Below are 19,563 nucleotides of genomic sequence, written 5' to 3' on the forward strand. Positions count from 1 at the left end.
CACGTCTGTTCAGGGAGAGTGGACACTGAAAGCCTGTTGCCTGGGCAACCGCCCTGTAGCAATCAGGCCCGCCGAGCGAGGGAGCGCATGGAAGAGCTGACGGACCGCCAGCGCGAGATTCTCAGCTTCATCGTGAAGGAGACGGAGACTCGCGGATTCCCGCCCACCATCCGGGAGATTGGCGAGCACATGGACATCCGCTCCACCAACGGGGTGAACGATCACCTCAAGGCCCTGGAGCGCAAGGGCTACCTGAACCGGGGCGAGCAGCAGAGCCGCTCGCTGGTGCCCACCAAGCGGGCCCGGCTGCTTTTGGGCCTGGGCGCCAAGCGCGACGCGGGCATGGTGGAGGTCCCCCTGCTGGGAAAGGTGGCCGCCGGCGCGCCGCTGCTCGCGCAGGAGCACATGGAGGACTCGGTCAAGATCGACAGCTTCCTGTTGGGAGGCGTCAACGGCCGGGAGGTCTTCGCCCTGAGGGTGAAGGGCCAGTCGATGATCGACGACGGCATCCACGACGGCGACTACCTCTTCGTGAAGAAGACGCCGGCCGCCCAGCCGGGCGACATCGTGGTGGCGCTCATCGAGGACGAGGCCACGGTGAAGCGCTACTACCCGGAGGGCGATCGCATCCGCTTCCAGCCGGCGAACGCGACCATGCAGCCCATCTACGTGAGCCGCACGGAGTTCCGGTCGACGATGATTCTGGGGCTCGTGGTGGGCGTGTACCGGAAGATGCAGGGCGGGCGCGCGTAACGCGTCCCCTCGTGCTCCTGGGCTCCCGCGGGGAGCTCAGGGGCACTTCTTCACGGCGGGGTCCGCGGCCAGCGCGCGGGCACACGCGGTCTGCTGGAGCGCGACGTCCTTCAGGTCTCGCGCCAGGCGCGCCGTGGTGAGGTGCAGGTCCGCGTCCTTCGCCATGTCCTTCTCGGCGCTGAGGTTGCCGAGGATGCGCAGCGCATCCGACTTGCGCTCCATGGTGACGAGCAGGTCCGCCAGCTCGCGCAGCTCCCGCACGTCGTTGCCCTGCACCGACTCGAGCGCGGCGGCCAGCTCCTCCTCCGCGCCCAGCTTGCTCTTGAGTCCCAGCTGGATGCGCGCCAGCGCCACGTGGACGATGGCGCGGTCCTTCACGCGCAGGGATTCCTTGTACGCGGCGATGGCGTCGCCCGGCTTGTCCAGCTGCGTGTGGATGGCGCCAACCAGCTCCCACAGCGTCGGGTCCCTCGGGGACTTGCCCGCGGCCTCCTGGTAGGCGGCGGCGGCCTCGGGCAGCTTCTTGACGCGCACGAGTGAGTCCCCCAGCGAGGTGAGCACGCCCGGGGTGCGCACGCCCTCGTTGACGGACTTCTGCACCAGCGCGAGGACCTCCGGCTCGCGACCCTGCTTCGTCAGCACGTCGACGGCGCGCAGGATGAGCTCGGACTTCGCCTCCAGGTGGGAGGCGACGCTGGCGGCGAGGATGAAGTGGCGAACGGCCTCCTCGTGCTCGCCCTTCTTGAAGTGGATTTCGCCCAGCTGCTCCAGGGCGTTGGCGTCATTGGGGTACAGGCCGATGGCCTTGCGCAACGAGCTCATCGCCTCTTCGGTGCGGCCCAGCTGGGCCTGGACGAAGCCCAGGCGGCTCCAGTTGGTGGAGCGCTTGGGCTCCAGCTTGAGGGCGGCCTCGAACTCGGTGGCCGCCTCGGGGATCTTCCCCATGGAGAGGTAGACCTCACCGCGGGCGGCGGGCAGCCGGGGGTCATTGGGGGCCAGCTTCTGCATCTCGTCGTAGGACGCGAGCGCGGCGGTGAACTGGCCCTGGAGGTACTCGGCGGTGCCCTTGATGTAGAGGCCCTCCGCGTGGTCCTTGGGCGTCACCGTGGGGCGCTCGTCGCACGCGGCGGAGGCGAGCAGGGCAATCAGCGGGAGGGCACGCAGGGGCTGGAACATGAGGGGCTCCGAATCCTAGAAGTGGTACGCGATGCCCAGGTTGAGGTCCAGATTGAGGCCATCGCCGAGCTGGGATTCCGCCAGGCCGAGCACCGCCTGGGCGACGTTGGTGCCCGCCTCCAACTGGACGCCGACGTGGCCGGCGATGAGGTACTCCAGGCCGATGAAGCCCACGACGGTGGGCAGGGGGCCGGTGGACTGGAAGATGCCGAAGTCGCCGAAGGACAGCTGCACGCCCAGGCCGAAGCCCCAGTACGGGCGCAGGGACTGCTCCACGTTGTGGTAGTGGCGCGCGCCCACCACGCTGGGCAGGACGTTGAGGCCGCCCCGGGCGCCCTCGGCGGTGGATTGCACGTAGGAGAAGCCCACCTGGATGAAGCCGAGCCACTCGGGGTGGAACCAGTAGCCCACCTCCACGTCGGCGCCCGGGTTGAGGGTGGACAGCTTGTCGACGAAGTTGTTGTTGATGCGCAGGCCCAGGGACAGGCCGCCGCCGCCGGTGCGGGGCGCGCCGCCAATCAGCGGGCGGGCGCCGTGGTTCTCCCCCGGGTTGACGAGCTCGGCGACCAGCGCGTCGGCGATGGCGTAGACGGTGGGGAACAGCGTGTCCGCCTCCGGGGACTCGGCGCGCGGCTTCGCCAGCGTCAGCCCCGCCTCGGTGTCCACCAGCCGGGCGGTGAGCAGGTACGAGTCGCCGAAGCGGTCCACGCGGCCGGACACGACGAAGCGCGCGCCCGTGAGGGTGGCGAGCTCCTGGAGACACGGCCCGACGTCACACGTCTCGAGCTCGGCGAGCTGCTTGCGGCGCTCGGGGTCGAGGGCCGCCTCGAGGTCTCGCTGGGAGATGACCCAGAGGCGGGGGGACTCGGCGAGCCGCGCGGTGATGAGCGAGGTGACGCCCGTCACCGAGTCACGCGCGGACGGATTGGCGTCGAACGCGAGCACCGCGACGCTCATCGGCGCTTCGTCTGGAGCGGGAGCCCCCGGAGCGGACGGTGCGGTGACGACGGGAGCTTCGGAAGCCGGAGGCGCTTCAGCCGAGACCACCCGCGAAGCCTCGGGAGGAGACACCGGCTCCACGGTGGACTGCGCCCAGGCGGAGGGAGCGAGGACGAGGAGAACCACGAACGGGGCGAAGACGCGCGACACGGCGCGGGACTCTACCCTTCCCCGGCCCCCGCCCGGAGGGCCTGCCCGGTCTGGCTGAAACATTCTCGCGGGAATCAGCCCCCAGCAGGCGACGAGGCGAGCCCCGCCCTCCCCGGCCAGGTACTTCACAGGCTGGGCATCGGCCCCAGGTAGTCGAGCGGGTCCACCGGCTTGCCATCCAGGCGCAGCTCGAAGTGCAGGTGCGGACCGGACGTCTTGCCGGACTCACCCACCGTCGCGATGACCTGCGAGCGGCGGACCTTCTGGCCCGTGCGCACGCGCAAGTCGCGGTTGTGCGCGTACAGCGTGATGAGCCGGTTCTCGTGCTCGACGATGACGATGTTGCCGTAGCCGCGCTGCTCGCCGGCGTAGAGCACCGTGCCCTCCTGCGCCGTCTTCACCGGCGTCCCCGAGGGCGCCGCCAGGTCGATGCCGTCGTGCGGCTCGCGGCCCTTCTTCCCGAAGCGTCCGTACAGGACACCCTTGAGGGGCCAGTCGATCATCCCCTGCGTGGCCAGTCGGGGACGTGCGCCCGGACGCGACACCGGCCGACGAGGAGGCTCCTCGCGCCGCGCCACCACGGGCCCTCCGCGCCGGGGCGGGGTCTCCACCGAGGTGCGCACCGGCTCCGGGTCCGCCTCCGCGGCCAGCGCCTCCGGCGCCTCCACCTGCACGCGCCGCTCCACGCCAGGAATCGTCAGCTCCTGCCCGACGGCCAGCGAGCGCACGTCCTTGATGCCGTTGGCGGACGTGAGCTCGTCCACCGTGAGCCCGTACGTCTTGGCGATGCGGTACACCGTCTCGCCCGCGGCCACGCGGTGCCGCACGGCCACCAGCTCCGGCTCGTCGTGCGTGGACCGCAGCGCGAACGGGAACGTGCCGGCCTTCGGCGGGGGCGCTTCACCCGACGCAGCCGAGGCACCGGACCTGTCACCCGAGACGGCCTGAGAGCGGGTCTCCTGCACCAGCGAGAGCTCCGCTCCGGAGGACGACGCCCGGGTGCCCACGCAGCCCACCGTGATGACGCACGAGAGGAGAAACAGGAGCGCCCTGGCCGCTCGGATGGAGATGCCGGGCCTCAACGCTAGGCACCATCCAGCTCGTGTCGAGCGAAGCCCTGGAGGCTCCACCCTCCCAGGTCCTCGAGGCGACCATGGTCCGTCAGGTCCAGGTGCAGCGGCGTCACCGACACCCGCTTCGCCAGGTGCACGGCGTTGCAGTCGCTGCCCGGGATGTCCTCGTGCTGATACTCGCTGCCGCCAATCCAGTAGTACTTCCGGCCGCGAGGGTCTTCCTTCTCCACCACGCCGTAGCCGTACGAGTGGCGCCCCAGCCGCGTGACGCTGTAGCCCTCCGGCTCCACGCCGCCGGGGATGTTCACGTTGAGCAACATCCGGTTGGGCAACGGACGCGACAGGGCCTCCGTCACCAGCGCGCGGGCGAACCGGGCCGCGGGCGCGAAGTCGAACGTGCCCCGCGCCACGAGGCTGAAGGCGATGGCGGGCACCCCCAGCAGGGCCCCTTCCATCGCCGCCGCGACCGTCCCCGAGTAGGTGACGTCTTCGGCCAGATTCGAACCGTGGTTGATGCCGGACACCATGAGCGTGGGGCGAGCATCCTTCAGGAGATGGACGATGGCCAGATAAGCGCAGTCGGTCGGCGTCCCGTCGATGGCGAACCACCGCTCGCGGACCTCCTTGATGCGCAGGGGCCGGTGCAGGGAGATGGCGTGGGACGCGGCGCTCTGCTCACGGTCCGGCGCCACCACCCAGACCTCTCCCAGCGGACTCACCGCCTCCACCAGCGCCTGGAGTCCCTCGGAGAAATAGCCGTCGTCGTTGGATACGAGAATCCGCGGTTTCCGCATGGCCGCGCGGTTGTAGAGGAGCCCCCGGGAGTGGGCAAGCACACTCGGGGACCGCGCTGCTACAGTGTCCACCCGCCGAATGCCGCCGCCCCGTCGCCGCAATGCCCCTCAGGGGCCTGACCCGCTCCTCGCCCAGCGACGCAGGGGCGCCCTCCTGGGGCTCGCCGTGGGCAACGCCCTCGCGGTCCCCACCGCGCACCGCCCCCTGCACGCGCCCGCCTTCCCCGCCCTGGCGGACGGCATCTACACCGCCATGTCCGGTGGAGGACCCCAGCAGCTGCGCAAGGGCCAGGTGACGGAGGAGGTCCACCTGGCCTGCGCCCTGGGCCACAGCCTGCGGGACTTCAAGCGCTACGACGCGGCCGACGCCCTGCGCCGCTACCGCGCCTGGCAGCCCCACGCCTTCGACGTCAGCGAGGCCCTCAAGGAAGTGTTCGAGGAGTGCCAGTCCGGCCTGCCACCGCTCGGCGCGGGCCGCCGCGTGTGGCTCCGAAGCCACCGCAAGGCCGTGGGCGCCGGCAGCCTCGCGCGCGTCGCCCCCCTGGGCGTCTACCTGGCGAGCGACCCGAAGGCGCGCACCCAGGCCTCGCTCGAGGACTCCGCCCTCACCCACTACGACCCGCGCTGCCAGCTCGCCTGCGCGGGCCTCACCGCCGCCATCGCCAAGGCCGTCACCAGCGGCGCGGAGCTCAAGCTCGAGGACGTGCTCACCGCCGCGGAGTCCGGCCTGCTCCTCGCGGGCGCGGCGCTCGGCCGCTCCGCGCCCGACTACGTCCAGGAGGTCGCCTTCGCCCAGCAGCTGCTGCGCGAGGACCTGGCGCGCGCCCGTGACGACGACCCGCGCCTGTATGGCCCGGAGCTGCACGTGCACCGCTCACAGCACGCCATCCACGTCGCCTTCCGGCTGGCCTTCTGGGAGCTGCTGCACGCGCCCACCGCCCAGGCCGCCCTCATCGACGTCATCCACCGGGGCGGCGACACGGAGGTCCACGGCGCCGTCACCGGCGCGCTGGTGGGCGCCTTCCACGGCGAGGAGGCCCTGCCCGCGGAGTGGAAGAAGCACGTGCTGGAGGTCCTCTCCACCCAGAAGGGCCCCCTGTGGGACGTCTACCATCCCCGCCACCTGCTGGGGCTCGTGGCCACCTGAGGGCCGTCCCAGCCCGGGCCCAGGATGCACGAAGCCCGCGGTGGACCGTCCTCATCGGGGACGTCCGCCGCGGGCTGGGTGCCACACGACGCGGCCGTGGGGCCGCGCAAGGTTGTCTCGTCACGAAAGCATGTCGATGACCACCACGCCCCGCTGGGGCTTCTCTTCCTCGGTCTCCGTCCGCCGCCGAGGGCGGTCGTCCGGCATGGGCAGGGGCAGCTCCACCACGGGCCTGTCGTGGTCCTCGCGGCGGCGCTCCCGGCGCTTGATTTCCTCGATGATGAAGGCGTCGAGCATGGGTCTTCCGTCTCCCCTCAGCCTACGTACCCCGATGTACGCCCGCCGTCCCGCCCGAAAAGCACTTCGACTTCCACGACACTCAGATGCAAATTAAGAACCCCGGTTCCGCACTGGGTACGCTGCCGCCATCTCGCCCGGTTGCTCGTTCGCCATCCGACATCCGGGCCAGGGGAACCGTGGCATAGATGTCATGGACATCCGAAACTTCCGGTCGGGATGGTGTTGATTCTAATGCCCTCACGACGGCCCGCAAGCAGACCCTTCGCGGACACACGTCGCCCTTCAGGGAGGTCAGCCTCCCTGCTGGAAGGGCTCGCCCGCCTGCCTGCCGCGTGACAGGCGGGGTCAACCTGGCGCGAGAGGTCCGTGCGGACCCCGGACACCCCGACTCAGGGTGATTCCGCCCGCTTCTTGAAGGCGTCCAGCATCTTGGGGAGCGAGGTGTCCACCAGCGCGTTGACGACGGCCTTGGGCACCAGCAGGCCCAGGGCCATCTCCACGTTGTAGGTCGCGCGCGTCTTGCCCTCGCCCTCGGCCTCCAGGAGCCAGCTGCCCTTGTTGTCCTTCATGACCTCGCCTTCGATGAAGGTCCAGGCCATGCGGCGCGGGCGCTCCTCCACCACGCGGATGGAGTAGCGGACCGTCTTCATGACGTCGACCTTGTAGTGGACGTCGACGGTGTCGCCCTTCCGGTTGGCGGTGCGGATCTCCTTCACCTCCGGGAGGAACTCCGGGTAGCGCTCGTACTGCGTGATGACGTCGAACACCTTCTCGATGGGGGCGTTGATGACGATGGTCCGCGTGGCGCCAGGCATGGTGTCGGTCTCCGAAAGCGTCGAGGGGACGGCCTAGATGGAAGCGTATCCCGGCTTCTTGTCGAACTTGTGCAGGGACTGGATGAAGCGCACGGTGCTCGTCTTGCTGCGCATCACCACCGAGTGCGTCTCGCAGCCGCCGCCGAAGAAGCGCACGCCCTTGAGGAAGTCGCCGCTGGTGACGCCCGTGGCCGCGAACATCACCTCGCCCCGGGCCAGCTCCTCCGCCGCGTAGATCTTGGACATGTCGGTGATGCCCATCTTCTTCGCGCGCTCGATCTCGCCCGGGTTGCGGGGCACCAGCCGGCCCTGCATGTCGCCGCCGGTGGCGCGGATGGCCGCCGCGGCGATGACGCCCTCGGGGGCGCCGCCGGTGCCCATCAGCACGTCCACGCCCGTGCCCTCGAAACAGGTGGCGATGGCGCCCGCCACGTCACCGTCCTCGATGAGCCGGATGCGCGCGCCCGCGGCGCGAATCTCCTTGATGAGGTCCTGGTGCCGCTCGCGATCCAACACCACCACGGTGAGGTCCGACACGTAGACCTTCATCGTCTCCGCGATGGTGCGCAGGTTCTCCGTGGCGCTCTTGCGCAGGTCGATGGCGCCCCGGGCCCTGGGGCCCACGGCCAGCTTCTCCATGTACGTGTCCGGCGCGTTGAGCAGTCCGCCCTTGCTGGCCATGGCCACCACGGTGATGGAGCCCGGACGGCCGTAGGCGCACAGGTTGGTACCCTCGAGCGGGTCCAAAGCGATGTCCACCGCGGGGTCTCCGTCCGCGCGGCGGCCCACCTTCTCGCCGATGTAGAGCATGGGCGCCTCGTCGCGCTCGCCCTCGCCGATGACGATGGTGCCGTCGATGTGCAGCGCGTCGAAGGCGCGGCGCATCGCGTCCACGGCGGCCTGGTCCGACTCGTTCTTGTCCCCACGGCCCATCAGGCGGGCGGAGGCGATGGCCGCCATCTCGGTGACGCGCACCACCTCCATTGCCAGGTTGCGATCCATCTTCTGTGCTCCTTCAAGGTCCTGCGTTCGGATTTTCCAGCAGCCGGGCCACGGACTCCGGCAACCGCGTGGGCTTGCCGTCGCGCCCCACGCACGCGTGGAGGGTACGACCGGTGCACAGCAACGTGCGCGGCTCGCCCTCGCGAAAAAGCTCGTAGGTGAACACGACCGAGGCCCGCCGCAACTCGCTCACGCTCGCGCGGATGACGAGCATGTCGTCGTAGCGCGCGGGCGCCTTGTACGCGCAGCTCGCCTCCGCCACGGGCAGCATCCACCCGGAGCCCTCCAGCTCCCGGTAGCTGCCACCGCGGGCGCGGAAGAACTCGCTCCGGGCGAACTCGAAGTAGCGGAAGTAGTTCGCGTAGTAGACGACACCCATCTGATCCGTGTCGCCGTAGATGACGCGAAGTCGGGCCTCGACCATGAGGGCGCGGACCGTAGCAGGGGCTGGCCGCCTGCGTCCAAGCCGCGGAGAACCTTCTGGATTGCATCCACGCGGCCGGGCAGTGCAGCTTCTCGGACGTATGATTCGCGCCCTCGTCCTGACCGCGGTGCTGGCGTCGCTCCCCGCCGCCGCGCGTCCTCCCCGACTCACCCTGCTCATCACCGTGGACGCGCTCGGCAGCGACGTCCTCTTGCGCAACCGGCCCCGGCTCCAGGGCGGCTTGGGTCAACTGCTCGACAGTGGCGCCTACTTCCCGTACGCGCGCTATGGCTACGCGAAGTGCCGCACGGCGCCGGGCCACACCACGCTCGCCACCGGCGCCAACCCGTGGCGTCACGGCATCGTCGACAACCGCTGGTGGGACCGGGCCTCGGGCAAGCTCGTCTATTCGTTCGTGGACCCGGCGCACCCGGTGCTGGAGGCCGCGTCCAAGCCGGGCCAGGACGCGAGCCCCGTCAACATCATGGCGGAGACGCTGGCGGACCGGCTGCGCATGGCCACGCAGCAGCGCGGCAAGGCGGTGTCGGTGTCGCTCAAGTCGCGCGCGGCCATCGCCATGGCGGGCCGGCTGGGCCAGGCGTGGTGGTTCGACGAGGGCAGCGGCAGGTTCGTCACCGGCACCTGGTACGCGAAGGAGTTCCCCCAGTGGGTCCAGCAGCTCAACGCACGCAAGCTCCCGGACCGGTCCTTCGGCAAGGCGTGGGAGCTGTCGCGTCCGCGCGCCGAGTACGTGGGCGAGGATGATCTGCCCCACGAGGCGGACTCGTATGGCCTGGGCCGCGTGTTCCCCCACCCGCTCACCGGCGGACTGAAGGAGCCGGGGACGGAGTTCTACAAGGCGTTCGGCGTGTCGCCGGACTCGCACGACATCCTCGTGGAGGCGGCGAAGGCGGCCATCACCGGCGAGGGCCTGGGCAAGGACGCGGTGCCGGACCTGCTCGCGGTGAGCTTCAGCGGCACGGACAACGTGTTCCATGAGTACGGCCCGTACTCGTGGGAGATGCAGGACACGGTGTTGCGGTTGGACAAGGCGCTCGGGGAGCTCATCTCCGCGGCCGAGCGCGCCGCCGGCGGTCGCGCCAACCTGAGCATCGCGCTGGTGGCGGACCACGGTGGAGCGACGGCGCCCGAGCAGTGGGCCACAGCGGGCCTGCCCGCGCAGCGGATGCCCCCGAAGGCCATCAGCGAGGCCATCGCGGCGATGGTGAAGGAGCGCTTCGGTCCGGACGTCACCGTGGCGATGGAGGAGCTGGACGTGTACCTGGGAGGCCCCGCGCTGACGTCGGGCAAGGTGGATGGCGCCCAGGTGCGCCGCGCGGTGGTGGACTGGCTGATGAAGCAGCCCACCGTGGTGGCGGCGGTGACGCGCGAGGAGCTGTTCTCCGCTCCGGACCCGGCGGGCTACCTGGCCACGCTGCGCAAGGGCTACTACCCGGAGCGCAGCGGCGACGTGCTCTACCTGCTGCGCCCCTTCCAGGTCGTCTACTACGACGCGCAGGGCAGCACGCACGGCTCGCCGTATTCGTACGACTCGCAGGTGCCGGTGGTGTTCGCGGGCAAGGGCGTCAAACCGGGCACGTACATGACGGAGATGGACCCGGTGGACGTGGCGCCCACGCTCGCGGCGTTGCTGGAGATGGGCATGCCCGCGTCGACGGAGGGCAAGCCCCGGGCGGAGGTTCTCACCGGCAAGTGACACGGCCTCCCCGGGCCCGTGAGCGGGCCTAGGGGGTCTTCGCGATGAGCTTCTGGACCGCGTCGAGCTCCGCGTCCACCGACTGCCGCTGGGTGGAGAGCTGCTGGAGTTGGAGCTCGAACGCCTTGTCGACCTGCTGGATGTTCGCGATGCGCGACTCCAGCGTCCGTCCCTCGCGCGAGCCGGGAGGATGCTTCGCCGCCAGATTGGACAGGACGCCAATCAGGTGGGTGAGCTGGTGGCGCGACTGGAGGATGTGCTGGGACTGGAGCTCCAGCTCGGACTTCTTCGTGGTCAGCACCGCCAGTCGCGCCTGTGAGGCCGCGAAGCCGGTGCGGGGTGGAGCCCCCGAGGGCTGGAACCCGTCCTTCGATGACGCGTTGACCCGCGCCGGTATCGGCGTGAGGGGCTTCGTGTCAGGCGGACGTGCGGGGACGGACGCCTTCGGCGGAATGTCCGGGAGCCCTCGGGCCCCGGGCTTCTTGGGAAACTTGATCATGGTCGGCTGGGGGATGACGGCGCGACGCTGGCCCTACGATCCGAATCTTCACATCACGACATTTCCCGGCAACGCCCGCACACCACGAATGCCCACCACGCGACACCCACGCCGCCCTTCGGAACGAGGATGAGGCCGGCGCGGCCGTGGATCAACTTGTGGTCACGAGGAACCGGTCCAGGACGCCATTCACCCACACAGGCGCATCCAGTTGGAGCCAGTGTCCGGTGACGGGCTCCACCTTCAGGAACGGCAACCCGGACACCACGTGCTGGTACGCGTCGGGGCCCTGGTTGTACGCCGTCACCACCGACAGCTTGGGCCCGGGGTAGGCCCGCAGCGCCGTCACCGGGTCGAACGTCAACAGCGCGCCGAGTCCTGAGCGCACCGCGCCCTGCGGGGTGGAGCGCAGACCTCCAAGCACCTGCGCCCGGACCTCTTCGCTCGACGGCGCGAGCATCGGCGCCCAGTACTCCTCCACCACGGACAGCCACGCGTCCGAGGCCAGCACCGCCATCAACCCCTGGGCCTGCTCGGCGGGAATCTGGCGACCGTCGGAGGCCGGGTCCAACAGCAGGAGCCCCGCCACGCGCGTGGGGTGCGCCGCCGCGTAGGCCGCGCACACCGCGCCGCCCAGGCTGTGTCCGACGAGCACGAACCGCTCCAGCTTCAACCCATCCACCACGGCGGCCACATCCGAGGCGAAGTCCTCGACGGTGGCGTCCGTGGCCTGCGGGAGCTCGGACTGACCGTGGCCGCGCAGGTCCAACGCGAGCGCGCGACGCGACGTGCGCAGGTGCTCGAGCTGCGCGCGCCAGTGCTTCGTGCTCCCAGCGCTCGAGTGGACGAACACCACCGGAAGCCCCCCTGCTCCACCGTCATCCACGTACAGCGCACCCGCCGGGCCCTTCATGACGACCTCCAGGAATCAAAAAGCGCGTCCAGCCGCGCCATGAATCCTCGAGTACGCCCCATCCCTGTCAGAATCTGTCAGCAAATGACGCGAGTCAGCCGAGTGATGCGACTGGTGGACTTCTTGCGCGGACGCGAGGCCACCACCGTGGGGGAGATTGCCGAGGAGTTGGCGGTGAGCGAGCGCACCGTCCATCGAGACCTCGCCACGCTGCGCGAGCAGGGCCTGCCCATCGCCAGCGACACGGGCCCGGGAGGCGGCGTGCGCCTGGAGCGGGACCGGGGCGTCACCGCCGTCCACCTGTCGGTGGAGGAGGTCGTCTCCCTGTGGCTGATGGCGAGCCTGTCCTCCACGGGGAGCGCGCTGCCGTGGGGGGACGCGGCGCGCTCGGGGCTCGACAAGCTGTTCGCCAGCGTGCCGAAGGAGCGCTCACGCAGCATGCGCGAGCTCTGCCGGGGCGTGGTTGGTGGGCAAGCCCGCGACAGAGCGGGTGCTCGCGGAGCTGGGGGCTCCGCCGCGGGAGCTGCTCGCCGTGTTCGAGCAGGCCTTCCGTGAGCAGGTGTGCCTGTCGTTCGACTAAGTGGACCGGCACGGGAAGAAGAGCCGCCGGTGCGTGGAGCCGCACGGCCTGCTGGTGGAGGCGCCCGTCTGGTACGTGCTCGCGCGCGACGTGGAGAAGTCCGCGGCGCGGATGTTCCGGATGGACCGCATCCAGCGGCCCCGGCGCGTGCCGGGGCGCCACTTCACGCCCGACATGGAGGGGTTGAAGGCCCAGGCCCTCGCCCAGAGAGGCAAGGGCCCGGAGCAGTGACGCTCAGCCCTGCGTGGGCGTCGCGCGCGGACGACGCGGCTTCTTGGTGCTGGTGATTTCGAGCGACAGGTCCATGGCCCGCGCCGAGTGCGTCAGCGCGCCCATGGAGACGAAGTCCACGCCCATCTTCGCCAACCGGGGCAGCCGGTCCAGCGTGACGCCACCGGAGACCTCGAGCGGGACGCGGCCCCCCGCGAGCTTCACGGCCTCGCGAATCTGCGCGTCGTCCATGTTGTCGAGCATCACCACGTCCGCCCCACCCTCCAGGGCCTCCGCGAGCTGCTTGAGGTTGGTGACCTCGATTTCAATCTTGCACAGGCGCGGGCCGTTCGCCTTGGCGCGCTTGAGCGCCTCGGAGATGGAGCCGCCCACCGCCGCGATGTGGTTGTCCTTGATGAGGACGCCATCGAAGAGGCCGAAGCGGTGGTTGGTGGCGCCGCCCATGCGGACGGCGTCCTTGGCCAGCACGCGCATGCCCGGAGGCGTCTTGCGCGTGTCCAGCACCTGCATCTTCGAGCCACGCACCGACGTCATCGCCTGTTGAGCCAGGGTGGCGATGCCGGCGGCGCGCTGCACGAGGTTGAGCGCGGTGCGCTCGGCGGCGAGCAGGGAGCGCAGCCGCCCGTGACACCGGGCGGCCACGACCTTGGGTTTGATCTCCTGACCGTCCTGGCGGACCAGCTCCACCTCGACGTCCGGGTCGACCTTGTGGAAGACGCGCGTGAAGGCCTCCAGCCCCGCGAGGACCAACTGCTCCTTGGCGACCAGCTCAGCGCTTCCCTCCGCGTCGGGAGGGATGAGCGCTTGCGAGGTGACGTCTCCCGCCGCCCCCAGGTCTTCGTCGAGGGCGAGGTCGATGAGCCGATCCAGGTAATCCTGCTGCACGTCTCCTCCTGCTACCGCCGGGCCTTCGCCCGTGTCGAGGGCTTCGCCCGGGTGACCTTCTTGGCCGCCGCCTTCCGGGCGGAAGCCTTCTTCGCGGTGGCCTTGCCACCCGTCTTCTTGCCCGCCGACTTCGCAGGGGCCTTCTTCGCGGCCTTGCCCACGGCCTTCTTCGCCGCGGCCTTGCCCGCGGCCTTCTTCGCCGCGGCCTTGCCCGCGGCCTTCTTCGCCGGGGCGCCCTTCTTCGCGGCGGCCTTGCCCGTCGCCTTCTTGGCGGCCTTGCCCGTGGCCTTCACGCCAGTCTTCTTCGCGGCGGCCTTGCCCGTGGCCTTCGCGCCAGCCTTCTTCGCGGCGGCCTTGCCCGCGGCCTTCTTCGCCGGAGCCTTGTCCGCGGGCTTCGCGGGAGCCTTCTTCGCCGGGGCCTTCACCACGAACTCCGCGCCAGGAGGCGCCACGTCCGCGTCGGCCTTCTTCGCGGAAACCCCACCCGGAGGCGTGGGCTTGGGCGCGGAGGGCTTCTTCGCCGGAGCCTTCTTGGCGACAGGGGCCGAAGCCTCCGTCGTCGTGGGCAGGAACGTGGTCGCGCTGGGCGCCTCCTCGTCGGCCTCCGTCACAGGCGCGGCGGCCTGGGCCTTGGCCTTCTTGGGCTTCTTCTCGGCCTTGGGAGCATCGGCGGGAGCCTCGCGGCCATCGCCGCCCTCCTTCGCCTTGCCGAACTCGCGCATCGCGTCGTCCACGAGCCCCATGCTCATGTACGCCACGCCCAGGTCGTGGTGGTCGGAGGGAGACAGCCCCTCCTTCGTCCCCTCGCGCAGCTTCGCGAGCGCGTCCTGGACCTGGGGGTCCGTCTGGGGCACCTGGCCCTCGTCTGCGCCCAACTCACCCTTCAGTTCCTGGCCCAGGTCGACGCCGCCCGTCTCCTCCTTCGACGGGGCGACCTTCACCTGGGCCGGCTCGGAGGGGGAGGCACTCTCCTCGGGATTCGTGGTGCTCTCGGACGGCAGGTTCTCGGGCATGGAGGGCTCCGGGGCAATCCGCTGCAGGTGATCTTCGAGCTTGGCCTTGCGCTCCTTCAACTCCTCCACGCGGGCGCGATCTTTCTCCACCACGTCCGGAGGCGCCTTGGCCACGAAGTTGGGGTTGTCGAGCTTGCGAAGGACGCTGGCCGCTTCCTGCTCGGCGCGGGCAATCTCCTTGCGCAGCCGCTCCCGCTCCGCGTCCAGGTCGATGAGCCCGGCCAACGGAACGTAGATCTCCAGGTTCGTCGCCACGAAGGCCGCCGCCTGGGGAGGCTTGGGGCCCGGCGGGCCCACCTGGACGTCGGACAGGCCGGCCAGGGGCAGCAGGTAGCCCCGCCACCGCTCGAGCAGCTCGCGCGTGCGCGCATCCGGGCTCTGCACCACGGCCTTCACCTTGGTGGCCGGCGGCAGGTTGCTCTCACCCCGGATGGTCCGCAGCCCCTCGATGGCCGCGATGACCGGCGCCATCTCCGACTCGGCCGCCTCGTCCACCAGCGCCGTGTCCGGCTCCGGGTAGGAGGCAATCATGATGCTCTCCGTCGGCCGGGACATCGGCAGCTTCTGCCAGATCTCCTCGGTGATGAAGGGCATGAACGGGTGCATCAGCCGCAGCACGCGGTCCAGCGCGTACACCAGCACCGCGCGCGTGGTGTCCTTCGCCGTCGCGTCGTCGCCGTACAGCGAGGGCTTCGACAGCTCGATGTACCAGTCACACAGCTCCGCCCAGAGGAACTGGTACAGCGTGGAGGCGGCCTCCGCGAAGCCGTAGACCTCCAGCGACGCGCTGGCCTCCTTCGTCGCGCGCTGCAGGCGCGAGAGGATCCACCGGTCCGCCAGCGTCAGCGGCAGCTCCTTCGGCGAGCGGCCGTCGTACTGGTACCCGCCGCCCATGTTCATCAGGGCGAAGCGGCTGGCGTTCCACAGCTTGTTGCAGAACGCCTTGTAGCCAGCGAGCCGGTCCATCGACAGCTTGATGTCGCGGCCCTGCTGCGTGAGCGACGCGAGCGTGAAGCGCAGCGCGTCCGCGCCGAAGGCGGGCATGCCCTGCGGGAACTTGTTCTTCAGCGTCGCGTTGAGCTGCTCGGGCTTGGCGCCGAGGATGACGTCCAGGGGATCGATGACGTTCCCCTTCGTCTTGGACATCTTCTCGCCCTTCTCGTCGCGCACCATCGCGTGCAGGTACACGGTGCGGAAGGGCACATCGCCCATGAAGTGCAGGCCCATCATCATCATCCGGGCGACCCAGAAGAAGATGATGTCGTGGCCCGTCTCCATGACGGACGTCGGATAGAAGGTCTTCAGCTCCGCCGTGTCGCGCGGCCAGCCCAGCGTGGAGAAGGGCCAGAGCGCGGACGAGAACCACGTGTCCAGCACGTCCGGGTCCTGGATGAAGCTCTTGCCGCCACACTTGGGGCACGCCTCGGGCGCGGTGCGAGAGACGATGGGCTCCGCGCGAGCGAAGTCCACGCCGCCCACCTTCACCGTCGGCGCATCCAGCGGGAGGTCGGTGTCGTCACCCTGACGGGGGCTGCAGGAGGTGCAGTAGTACGCGGGAATCTGGTGGCCCCACCACAGCTGGCGGCTGACGCACCAGTCGTGGATGTTGCGCATCCAGTGGAAGTACGTGTTCGTCCACGACTCGGGGACGAACTTGGTGCGGCCCTGCTCCACCGCCTCGATGGCCGGACGCGCCAGGGGTTCGATCTTGATGAACCACTGCGGCGACAGGCGCGGCTCCACCACGGTGGCACAGCGCTGACAGGTGCCCACGTTGAGCTTGTGCGGCTCCTCCTTCTCCAGGAGCCCCTGCTCCTGCAGGTCCGCGAGCACCGCCTTGCGCGCCTCGAAGCGGTCCAGGCCGGCGTACTTGCCGGTGTCCTTCGTCATCCGCGCCGACTCGTCCAGGATGGACAGCATCGGCAGCTTGTGCCGCAGGCCCGTCTGGTAGTCGTTGAAGTCGTGCGCGGGCGTGACCTTCACCACGCCGGTGCCGAACTTCGGGTCCACCAGCTCCGCGTCCGCGATGATGGGAATCTCGCGGCCCGTCAGCGGCAGCACCACGAACTGGCCGGCGAGGCCCAGGTAGCGCTCGTCCTCGGGGTGGATGGCGACGGCGGTGTCACCCAGCATCGTCTCCGGGCGCGTCGTCGCCACGGTGAGCGTGCGCTCGCTGTCCTTGATGGGATAGCGGATGTGCCAGATGGAGCCGTTCTTCTCCTCGTGCTCGACCTCCAGGTCGCTGAGCGCCGTGCGGCACGAGGGGCACCAGTTGATGAGCTTCTGGGCCCGGTACATCAGGCCCTCTTCGTACAGCCGGACGAAGACCTCGCGCACCGCGGCCGACGACTGGTCGTCCATGGTGAAGCGCTCGCGGCTCCAGTCCAGCGACGCCCCCAGGTAGCGGTGCTGCTCGCCGATGCGGGCGCCGTACTTGCCCTTCCACGTCCAGACGCGCTCGAGGAACTTCTCGCGGCCGAGGTCGTGGCGGCTCTTGCCCTCGGTCTTCTTGAGCTCCTTCTCCACCACCATCTGCGTGGCGATGCCGGCGTGGTCCGTGCCCGGCAGCCAGAGCGCGTTGAAGCCGCTCATCCGCTTCCAGCGCGTGAGGATGTCCTGGATGGTCGCGGTGAGCGCGTGGCCGATGTGCAGGCTGCCCGTGACGTTGGGCGGCGGCAGGACGATGGAGAAGGCGGGCTTGTCGGAGGTCGCCGCGGCGCGGAAGTAATCTCGCTCGAGCCAGAGGGCATAGAGGCGAGCCTCGACCTCGGAGGGCTCGTAGGCCTTGGACAGTTCGGTCGTGTCGGTCATTGAAGACGGCCAGTCCCCCTGAGGGGGACCGGCAAAGGTCAAGGGGTTACGGCGCGAAGCGCCTCAGTGCTGGGTCTCTCGGTCCTTGATGAGCCGCTCGAGCTCCTCACGGATGATGGTCTCCGCCAGCTGCGGTACGACCTCCCAGGCAATCTTCTCGATGACCTCGCGCGACGCCTTGGACAGCGCCTCGCGAAGCAGGGCCTCGCCCCCATCCGACGACGTGGGACGCGCCGTGGCGGCCGGACGGGCCACCGGAGCGGGCGCCGTCGGCGGGCCACCGATGTCGAGGGAGATCTCCTCCGCGCCGCTGGTGTCGGGCAGCGAGTCCTCGATGCTGATGGCCGGCTGAGCGGCCACCGGCGCCGCCGGAGCCCCCAGGCCGAACGGATCCCGGTTGCGAGCCGCCGGCTGCGTCACCCCGCCACCGGCGATGGGAGGCAGCGGCGTGGCCCCCGGCGGACGGGGCACCCCACCCGGCATGCCCGGCCCGGGCGCACCCGGACGCCCGGCCATGCCCGGAGCCCCAGGCCCCGGAGGCATCCCCGGACGCGGCGGCATGCCCGGCGCGGGAGCCCCCGGCGGAGGCGGTACACCCGGACGACCCACGGCGCCCGGCGGCATGCCCGGCCCCGGAGGACGCGGAGCACCAGGGCCCGGCGGCATCCCAGGGCCCGGAGGACGCGCCATGCCAGGACCCGGCGGCATGCCCGGACCCGGCGGACGCGGGGCGCCAGGGCCCGGCGGCATCCCAGGGCCCGGAGGACGCGCCATGCCCGGCGGCATCCCAGGGCCCGGAGGACGCGGAGCACCAGGGCCCGGCGGCATCCCAGGGCCCGGAGGACGCGCACCCGGCGCCGGCGGCACGCCCGGACGGGCGGCCATGGGGGGCGCGGCGGCGGGGGCCGGCTGCGGCGCGACGGGCGCGGCGGAGGGACGAATCACCTGCGTGGCGATGGAGGCCGGCAGGGTGTTGGACTTCTGGCCGACCAGCGCCTTCACCTTGTCGAGCAGCACCTGGCTCTCGAACGGCTTGGTGATGTGGTCGTCGGCGCGGGCCGCGCGGGCGCGGTTCTCGTCGAACGCCTCGAAGGTGCCCGCCAGCAGCATCACCGGGATGCCCTGGGTGGCCGGGTCGTTCTTCAGCGCCTCGCAGACCTCGTAGCCGCTCTTGCCCGGCATCATCACGTCGGCCAGGACGACGTCCGGGCGCAGCTCCCGGCTGCGCGAGATGGCGTCCAGCCCGTTGTCGACCGCGGTCACCTGAAAGTCCTCGGTCGCGAAGATCATGCCGATCACCTTGCGGATGGTGAGCGAGTCATCGGCGACCAGCAGATTCTTGGGCATCGGTATCGGGCCTCGGGGGCGTCGGACCCCCTGAATTCGTTGAAGAATCCGGCCGTGAAAACCTGCTTCACGGCACGGTATCAAGCCTGGCAGCTTACGGTTCGCGCTCCGGGACGATCAAGAAAACATGCGCTGCAGGTCGAGGAACAGCACCGGCTCCGCCAACCCGGGCACCCGGAAGGTCCCCGCCGTCTCGTCCGGCTCGAAGCGCTGCAGCACTCCGAGCACCCGCGTGGCCGTCAGCCCCACGTGACGACCCGCCAGCTCCGCCAGGAGGAAGAACGGCTCCGGCGCGGGGGGCGTCCCGAGCAATGCCGGAACCGAACAGATGGGCCACAGGACCTGAGCATGCGGGAAGATACCGGCGACCGGCCCGCTCTGCACGGGCAGGACGCTGAATGCTTCACCCCGGGCCACCACCTGGGACACGAAGGCCAGGGGCACGCCGAACAGCCGCCCCTGTGACTCGAAGACCAGCGCCCGCTCGGGCACGGACTCGGCCCAGTGCACGGGGCGCGGGGGAGCAGGCGTCGAGCGCGGGCCCACCCGGTGCGGCAGCGCCTCCGCGATGAGTTCCAGATACAGCCGGTCCTTGTGCAGCACCGCCCCCCGGCTCAACGGCGCCAGCGAGTCCGCCAACCCCGGCGGCAACAGGAAGAACGGCGCGCGCGCCACGTCCGCCACCTCCACCACGGAGCGCACTCGCACCGCGAGCGTGGGGCTCACATCCAACACCACCACCATGCCCGCGTCTGGCTCCGGCGCGCCGCCGAGCAGCGCCGCCAGGTCCTTCACTTCGAGCACGCCTCGCAGGTTGCTGCCATTGCCACCGGGCATCGCCACTTCCATGACGGATGTGGCTTCCACGGCATAGCGGGTCTCCCCGGCTTCGACGAGCAAGCAGAGACGGCGACCGCTTTCGAAGGGCGACACG

Annotated in this window: 19 protein-coding genes; 5 read left to right on the top strand and 14 right to left on the bottom strand. The window is 70.3% G+C overall.

Features of this window, described 5'->3' with window-relative positions:
* The first annotated feature begins 87 nt into the window (after positions 1–87).
* Complete coding sequence (gene lexA, locus LXT21_RS39380) at positions 88–753, top strand: transcriptional repressor LexA (protein WP_046714584.1); 666 nt, start codon at positions 88–90, stop codon at positions 751–753.
* Between the two features lie 36 nt (positions 754–789).
* Here the strand turns inward: lexA and LXT21_RS39385 are convergent, their stop codons facing one another.
* The 4 genes from LXT21_RS39385 to surE form a co-directional block, all read right to left on the bottom strand.
* A complete protein-coding gene (locus tag LXT21_RS39385; RefSeq protein WP_254043393.1) occupies positions 790–1,929 on the bottom strand; it encodes a tetratricopeptide repeat protein in 1,140 nt (379 codons plus the stop codon).
* 15 nt (positions 1,930–1,944) lie between these two features.
* Positions 1,945–2,886, bottom strand: coding sequence for a hypothetical protein (locus LXT21_RS39390; RefSeq protein ID WP_254043394.1), 942 nt, complete (start codon positions 2,884–2,886; stop codon positions 1,945–1,947).
* A gap of 317 nt (positions 2,887–3,203) precedes the next feature.
* Positions 3,204–4,160, bottom strand: coding sequence for a peptidoglycan DD-metalloendopeptidase family protein (locus tag LXT21_RS39395; protein ID WP_254043395.1), 957 nt, complete (start codon positions 4,158–4,160; stop codon positions 3,204–3,206).
* Between the two features lie 2 nt (positions 4,161–4,162).
* The gene (surE, locus tag LXT21_RS39400; RefSeq protein WP_254043396.1) at positions 4,163–4,945 is read right to left on the bottom strand and encodes a 5'/3'-nucleotidase SurE; all 783 of its coding nucleotides are present in this window, start codon (positions 4,943–4,945) and stop codon (positions 4,163–4,165) included.
* Positions 4,946–5,024: 79 nt separating this feature from the next.
* On the opposite strand from surE, the gene LXT21_RS39405 reads away from it, so the two are divergent.
* Complete coding sequence (locus tag LXT21_RS39405; protein WP_254043397.1) at positions 5,025–6,092, top strand: ADP-ribosylglycohydrolase family protein; 1,068 nt, start codon at positions 5,025–5,027, stop codon at positions 6,090–6,092.
* Between the two features lie 120 nt (positions 6,093–6,212).
* Here LXT21_RS39405 and LXT21_RS39410 read toward each other — a convergent pair whose 3' ends face one another.
* The 4 genes from LXT21_RS39410 to LXT21_RS39425 all read right to left on the bottom strand — a co-directional run bounded on the left by LXT21_RS39410 (position 6,213) and on the right by LXT21_RS39425 (position 8,633).
* Entirely contained in the window at positions 6,213–6,389 is a 177-nt protein-coding gene (locus LXT21_RS39410) for a hypothetical protein (protein ID WP_194869062.1), read from the bottom strand.
* A gap of 392 nt (positions 6,390–6,781) precedes the next feature.
* Positions 6,782–7,207: a type II toxin-antitoxin system RatA family toxin gene (locus tag LXT21_RS39415; protein ID WP_223752017.1), complete on the bottom strand. Its 426-nt coding sequence runs from the start codon at positions 7,205–7,207 to the stop codon at positions 6,782–6,784.
* A 33-nt stretch (positions 7,208–7,240) separates the two neighbouring features.
* Complete coding sequence (gene glpX, locus LXT21_RS39420; RefSeq protein WP_254043398.1) at positions 7,241–8,209, bottom strand: class II fructose-bisphosphatase; 969 nt, start codon at positions 8,207–8,209, stop codon at positions 7,241–7,243.
* 13 nt (positions 8,210–8,222) lie between these two features.
* Complete coding sequence (locus tag LXT21_RS39425) at positions 8,223–8,633, bottom strand: acyl-CoA thioesterase (RefSeq protein ID WP_254043399.1); 411 nt, start codon at positions 8,631–8,633, stop codon at positions 8,223–8,225.
* A gap of 100 nt (positions 8,634–8,733) precedes the next feature.
* On the opposite strand from LXT21_RS39425, the gene LXT21_RS39430 reads away from it, so the two are divergent.
* Positions 8,734–10,350, top strand: a complete 1,617-nt coding sequence (locus tag LXT21_RS39430; RefSeq protein WP_254043400.1) for an alkaline phosphatase family protein — start codon at positions 8,734–8,736, stop codon at positions 10,348–10,350.
* A gap of 28 nt (positions 10,351–10,378) precedes the next feature.
* On the opposite strand, the gene LXT21_RS39435 is transcribed toward LXT21_RS39430, so the two are convergent.
* A complete protein-coding gene (locus LXT21_RS39435) occupies positions 10,379–10,849 on the bottom strand; it encodes a hypothetical protein (RefSeq protein WP_254043401.1) in 471 nt (156 codons plus the stop codon).
* Between the two features lie 151 nt (positions 10,850–11,000).
* Entirely contained in the window at positions 11,001–11,762 is a 762-nt protein-coding gene (locus LXT21_RS39440; protein WP_254043402.1) for an alpha/beta fold hydrolase, read from the bottom strand.
* Positions 11,763–11,846: 84 nt separating this feature from the next.
* On the opposite strand from LXT21_RS39440, the gene LXT21_RS39445 reads away from it, so the two are divergent.
* Positions 11,847–12,317, top strand: a complete 471-nt coding sequence (locus tag LXT21_RS39445; protein ID WP_254043403.1) for a helix-turn-helix transcriptional regulator — start codon at positions 11,847–11,849, stop codon at positions 12,315–12,317.
* 58 nt (positions 12,318–12,375) lie between these two features.
* Positions 12,376–12,573, top strand: coding sequence for a WYL domain-containing protein (locus LXT21_RS39450; RefSeq protein WP_254043404.1), 198 nt, complete (start codon positions 12,376–12,378; stop codon positions 12,571–12,573).
* 3 nt (positions 12,574–12,576) lie between these two features.
* Here LXT21_RS39450 and nadC read toward each other — a convergent pair whose 3' ends face one another.
* From nadC to LXT21_RS39470, 4 genes are all read right to left on the bottom strand, one after another.
* Positions 12,577–13,458 carry a carboxylating nicotinate-nucleotide diphosphorylase gene (nadC, locus tag LXT21_RS39455; RefSeq protein ID WP_174816738.1) on the bottom strand — a complete coding sequence of 294 codons (882 nt, stop codon included), beginning with the start codon at positions 13,456–13,458 and terminating at the stop codon, positions 12,577–12,579.
* An 11-nt stretch (positions 13,459–13,469) separates the two neighbouring features.
* A complete protein-coding gene (locus LXT21_RS39460; protein ID WP_254043405.1) occupies positions 13,470–17,282 on the bottom strand; it encodes a valine--tRNA ligase in 3,813 nt (1,270 codons plus the stop codon).
* A gap of 63 nt (positions 17,283–17,345) precedes the next feature.
* A complete protein-coding gene (locus LXT21_RS39465; protein ID WP_254043406.1) occupies positions 17,346–18,629 on the bottom strand; it encodes a response regulator in 1,284 nt (427 codons plus the stop codon).
* Between the two features lie 117 nt (positions 18,630–18,746).
* The gene (locus tag LXT21_RS39470; protein WP_254043407.1) at positions 18,747–19,562 is read right to left on the bottom strand and encodes a chemotaxis protein CheW; all 816 of its coding nucleotides are present in this window, start codon (positions 19,560–19,562) and stop codon (positions 18,747–18,749) included.
* Position 19,563 lies beyond the last annotated feature (1 nt).

The organism is Myxococcus guangdongensis, assembly GCF_024198255.1.
GTDB classification, from domain to species: domain Bacteria; phylum Myxococcota; class Myxococcia; order Myxococcales; family Myxococcaceae; genus Myxococcus; species Myxococcus guangdongensis.

Coding starts and splice junctions, on each gene's coding strand:
- lexA (WP_046714584.1), top strand. CDS start 88: ATGGAAGAGCTGACGGACCGCCAGCGCGAGATTCTCAGCTTCATCGTG.
- LXT21_RS39385 (WP_254043393.1), bottom strand. CDS start 1,929: ATGTTCCAGCCCCTGCGTGCCCTCCCGCTGATTGCCCTGCTCGCCTCC.
- LXT21_RS39390 (WP_254043394.1), bottom strand. CDS start 2,886: ATGAGCGTCGCGGTGCTCGCGTTCGACGCCAATCCGTCCGCGCGTGAC.
- surE (WP_254043396.1), bottom strand. CDS start 4,945: ATGCGGAAACCGCGGATTCTCGTATCCAACGACGACGGCTATTTCTCC.
- LXT21_RS39405 (WP_254043397.1), top strand. CDS start 5,025: ATGCCGCCGCCCCGTCGCCGCAATGCCCCTCAGGGGCCTGACCCGCTC.
- LXT21_RS39410 (WP_194869062.1), bottom strand. CDS start 6,389: ATGCTCGACGCCTTCATCATCGAGGAAATCAAGCGCCGGGAGCGCCGC.
- LXT21_RS39415 (WP_223752017.1), bottom strand. CDS start 7,207: ATGCCTGGCGCCACGCGGACCATCGTCATCAACGCCCCCATCGAGAAG.
- glpX (WP_254043398.1), bottom strand. CDS start 8,209: ATGGATCGCAACCTGGCAATGGAGGTGGTGCGCGTCACCGAGATGGCG.
- LXT21_RS39425 (WP_254043399.1), bottom strand. CDS start 8,633: ATGGTCGAGGCCCGACTTCGCGTCATCTACGGCGACACGGATCAGATG.
- LXT21_RS39430 (WP_254043400.1), top strand. CDS start 8,734: ATGATTCGCGCCCTCGTCCTGACCGCGGTGCTGGCGTCGCTCCCCGCC.
- LXT21_RS39435 (WP_254043401.1), bottom strand. CDS start 10,849: ATGATCAAGTTTCCCAAGAAGCCCGGGGCCCGAGGGCTCCCGGACATT.
- LXT21_RS39440 (WP_254043402.1), bottom strand. CDS start 11,762: ATGAAGGGCCCGGCGGGTGCGCTGTACGTGGATGACGGTGGAGCAGGG.
- LXT21_RS39445 (WP_254043403.1), top strand. CDS start 11,847: ATGACGCGAGTCAGCCGAGTGATGCGACTGGTGGACTTCTTGCGCGGA.
- LXT21_RS39460 (WP_254043405.1), bottom strand. CDS start 17,282: ATGACCGACACGACCGAACTGTCCAAGGCCTACGAGCCCTCCGAGGTC.
- LXT21_RS39465 (WP_254043406.1), bottom strand. CDS start 18,629: ATGCCCAAGAATCTGCTGGTCGCCGATGACTCGCTCACCATCCGCAAG.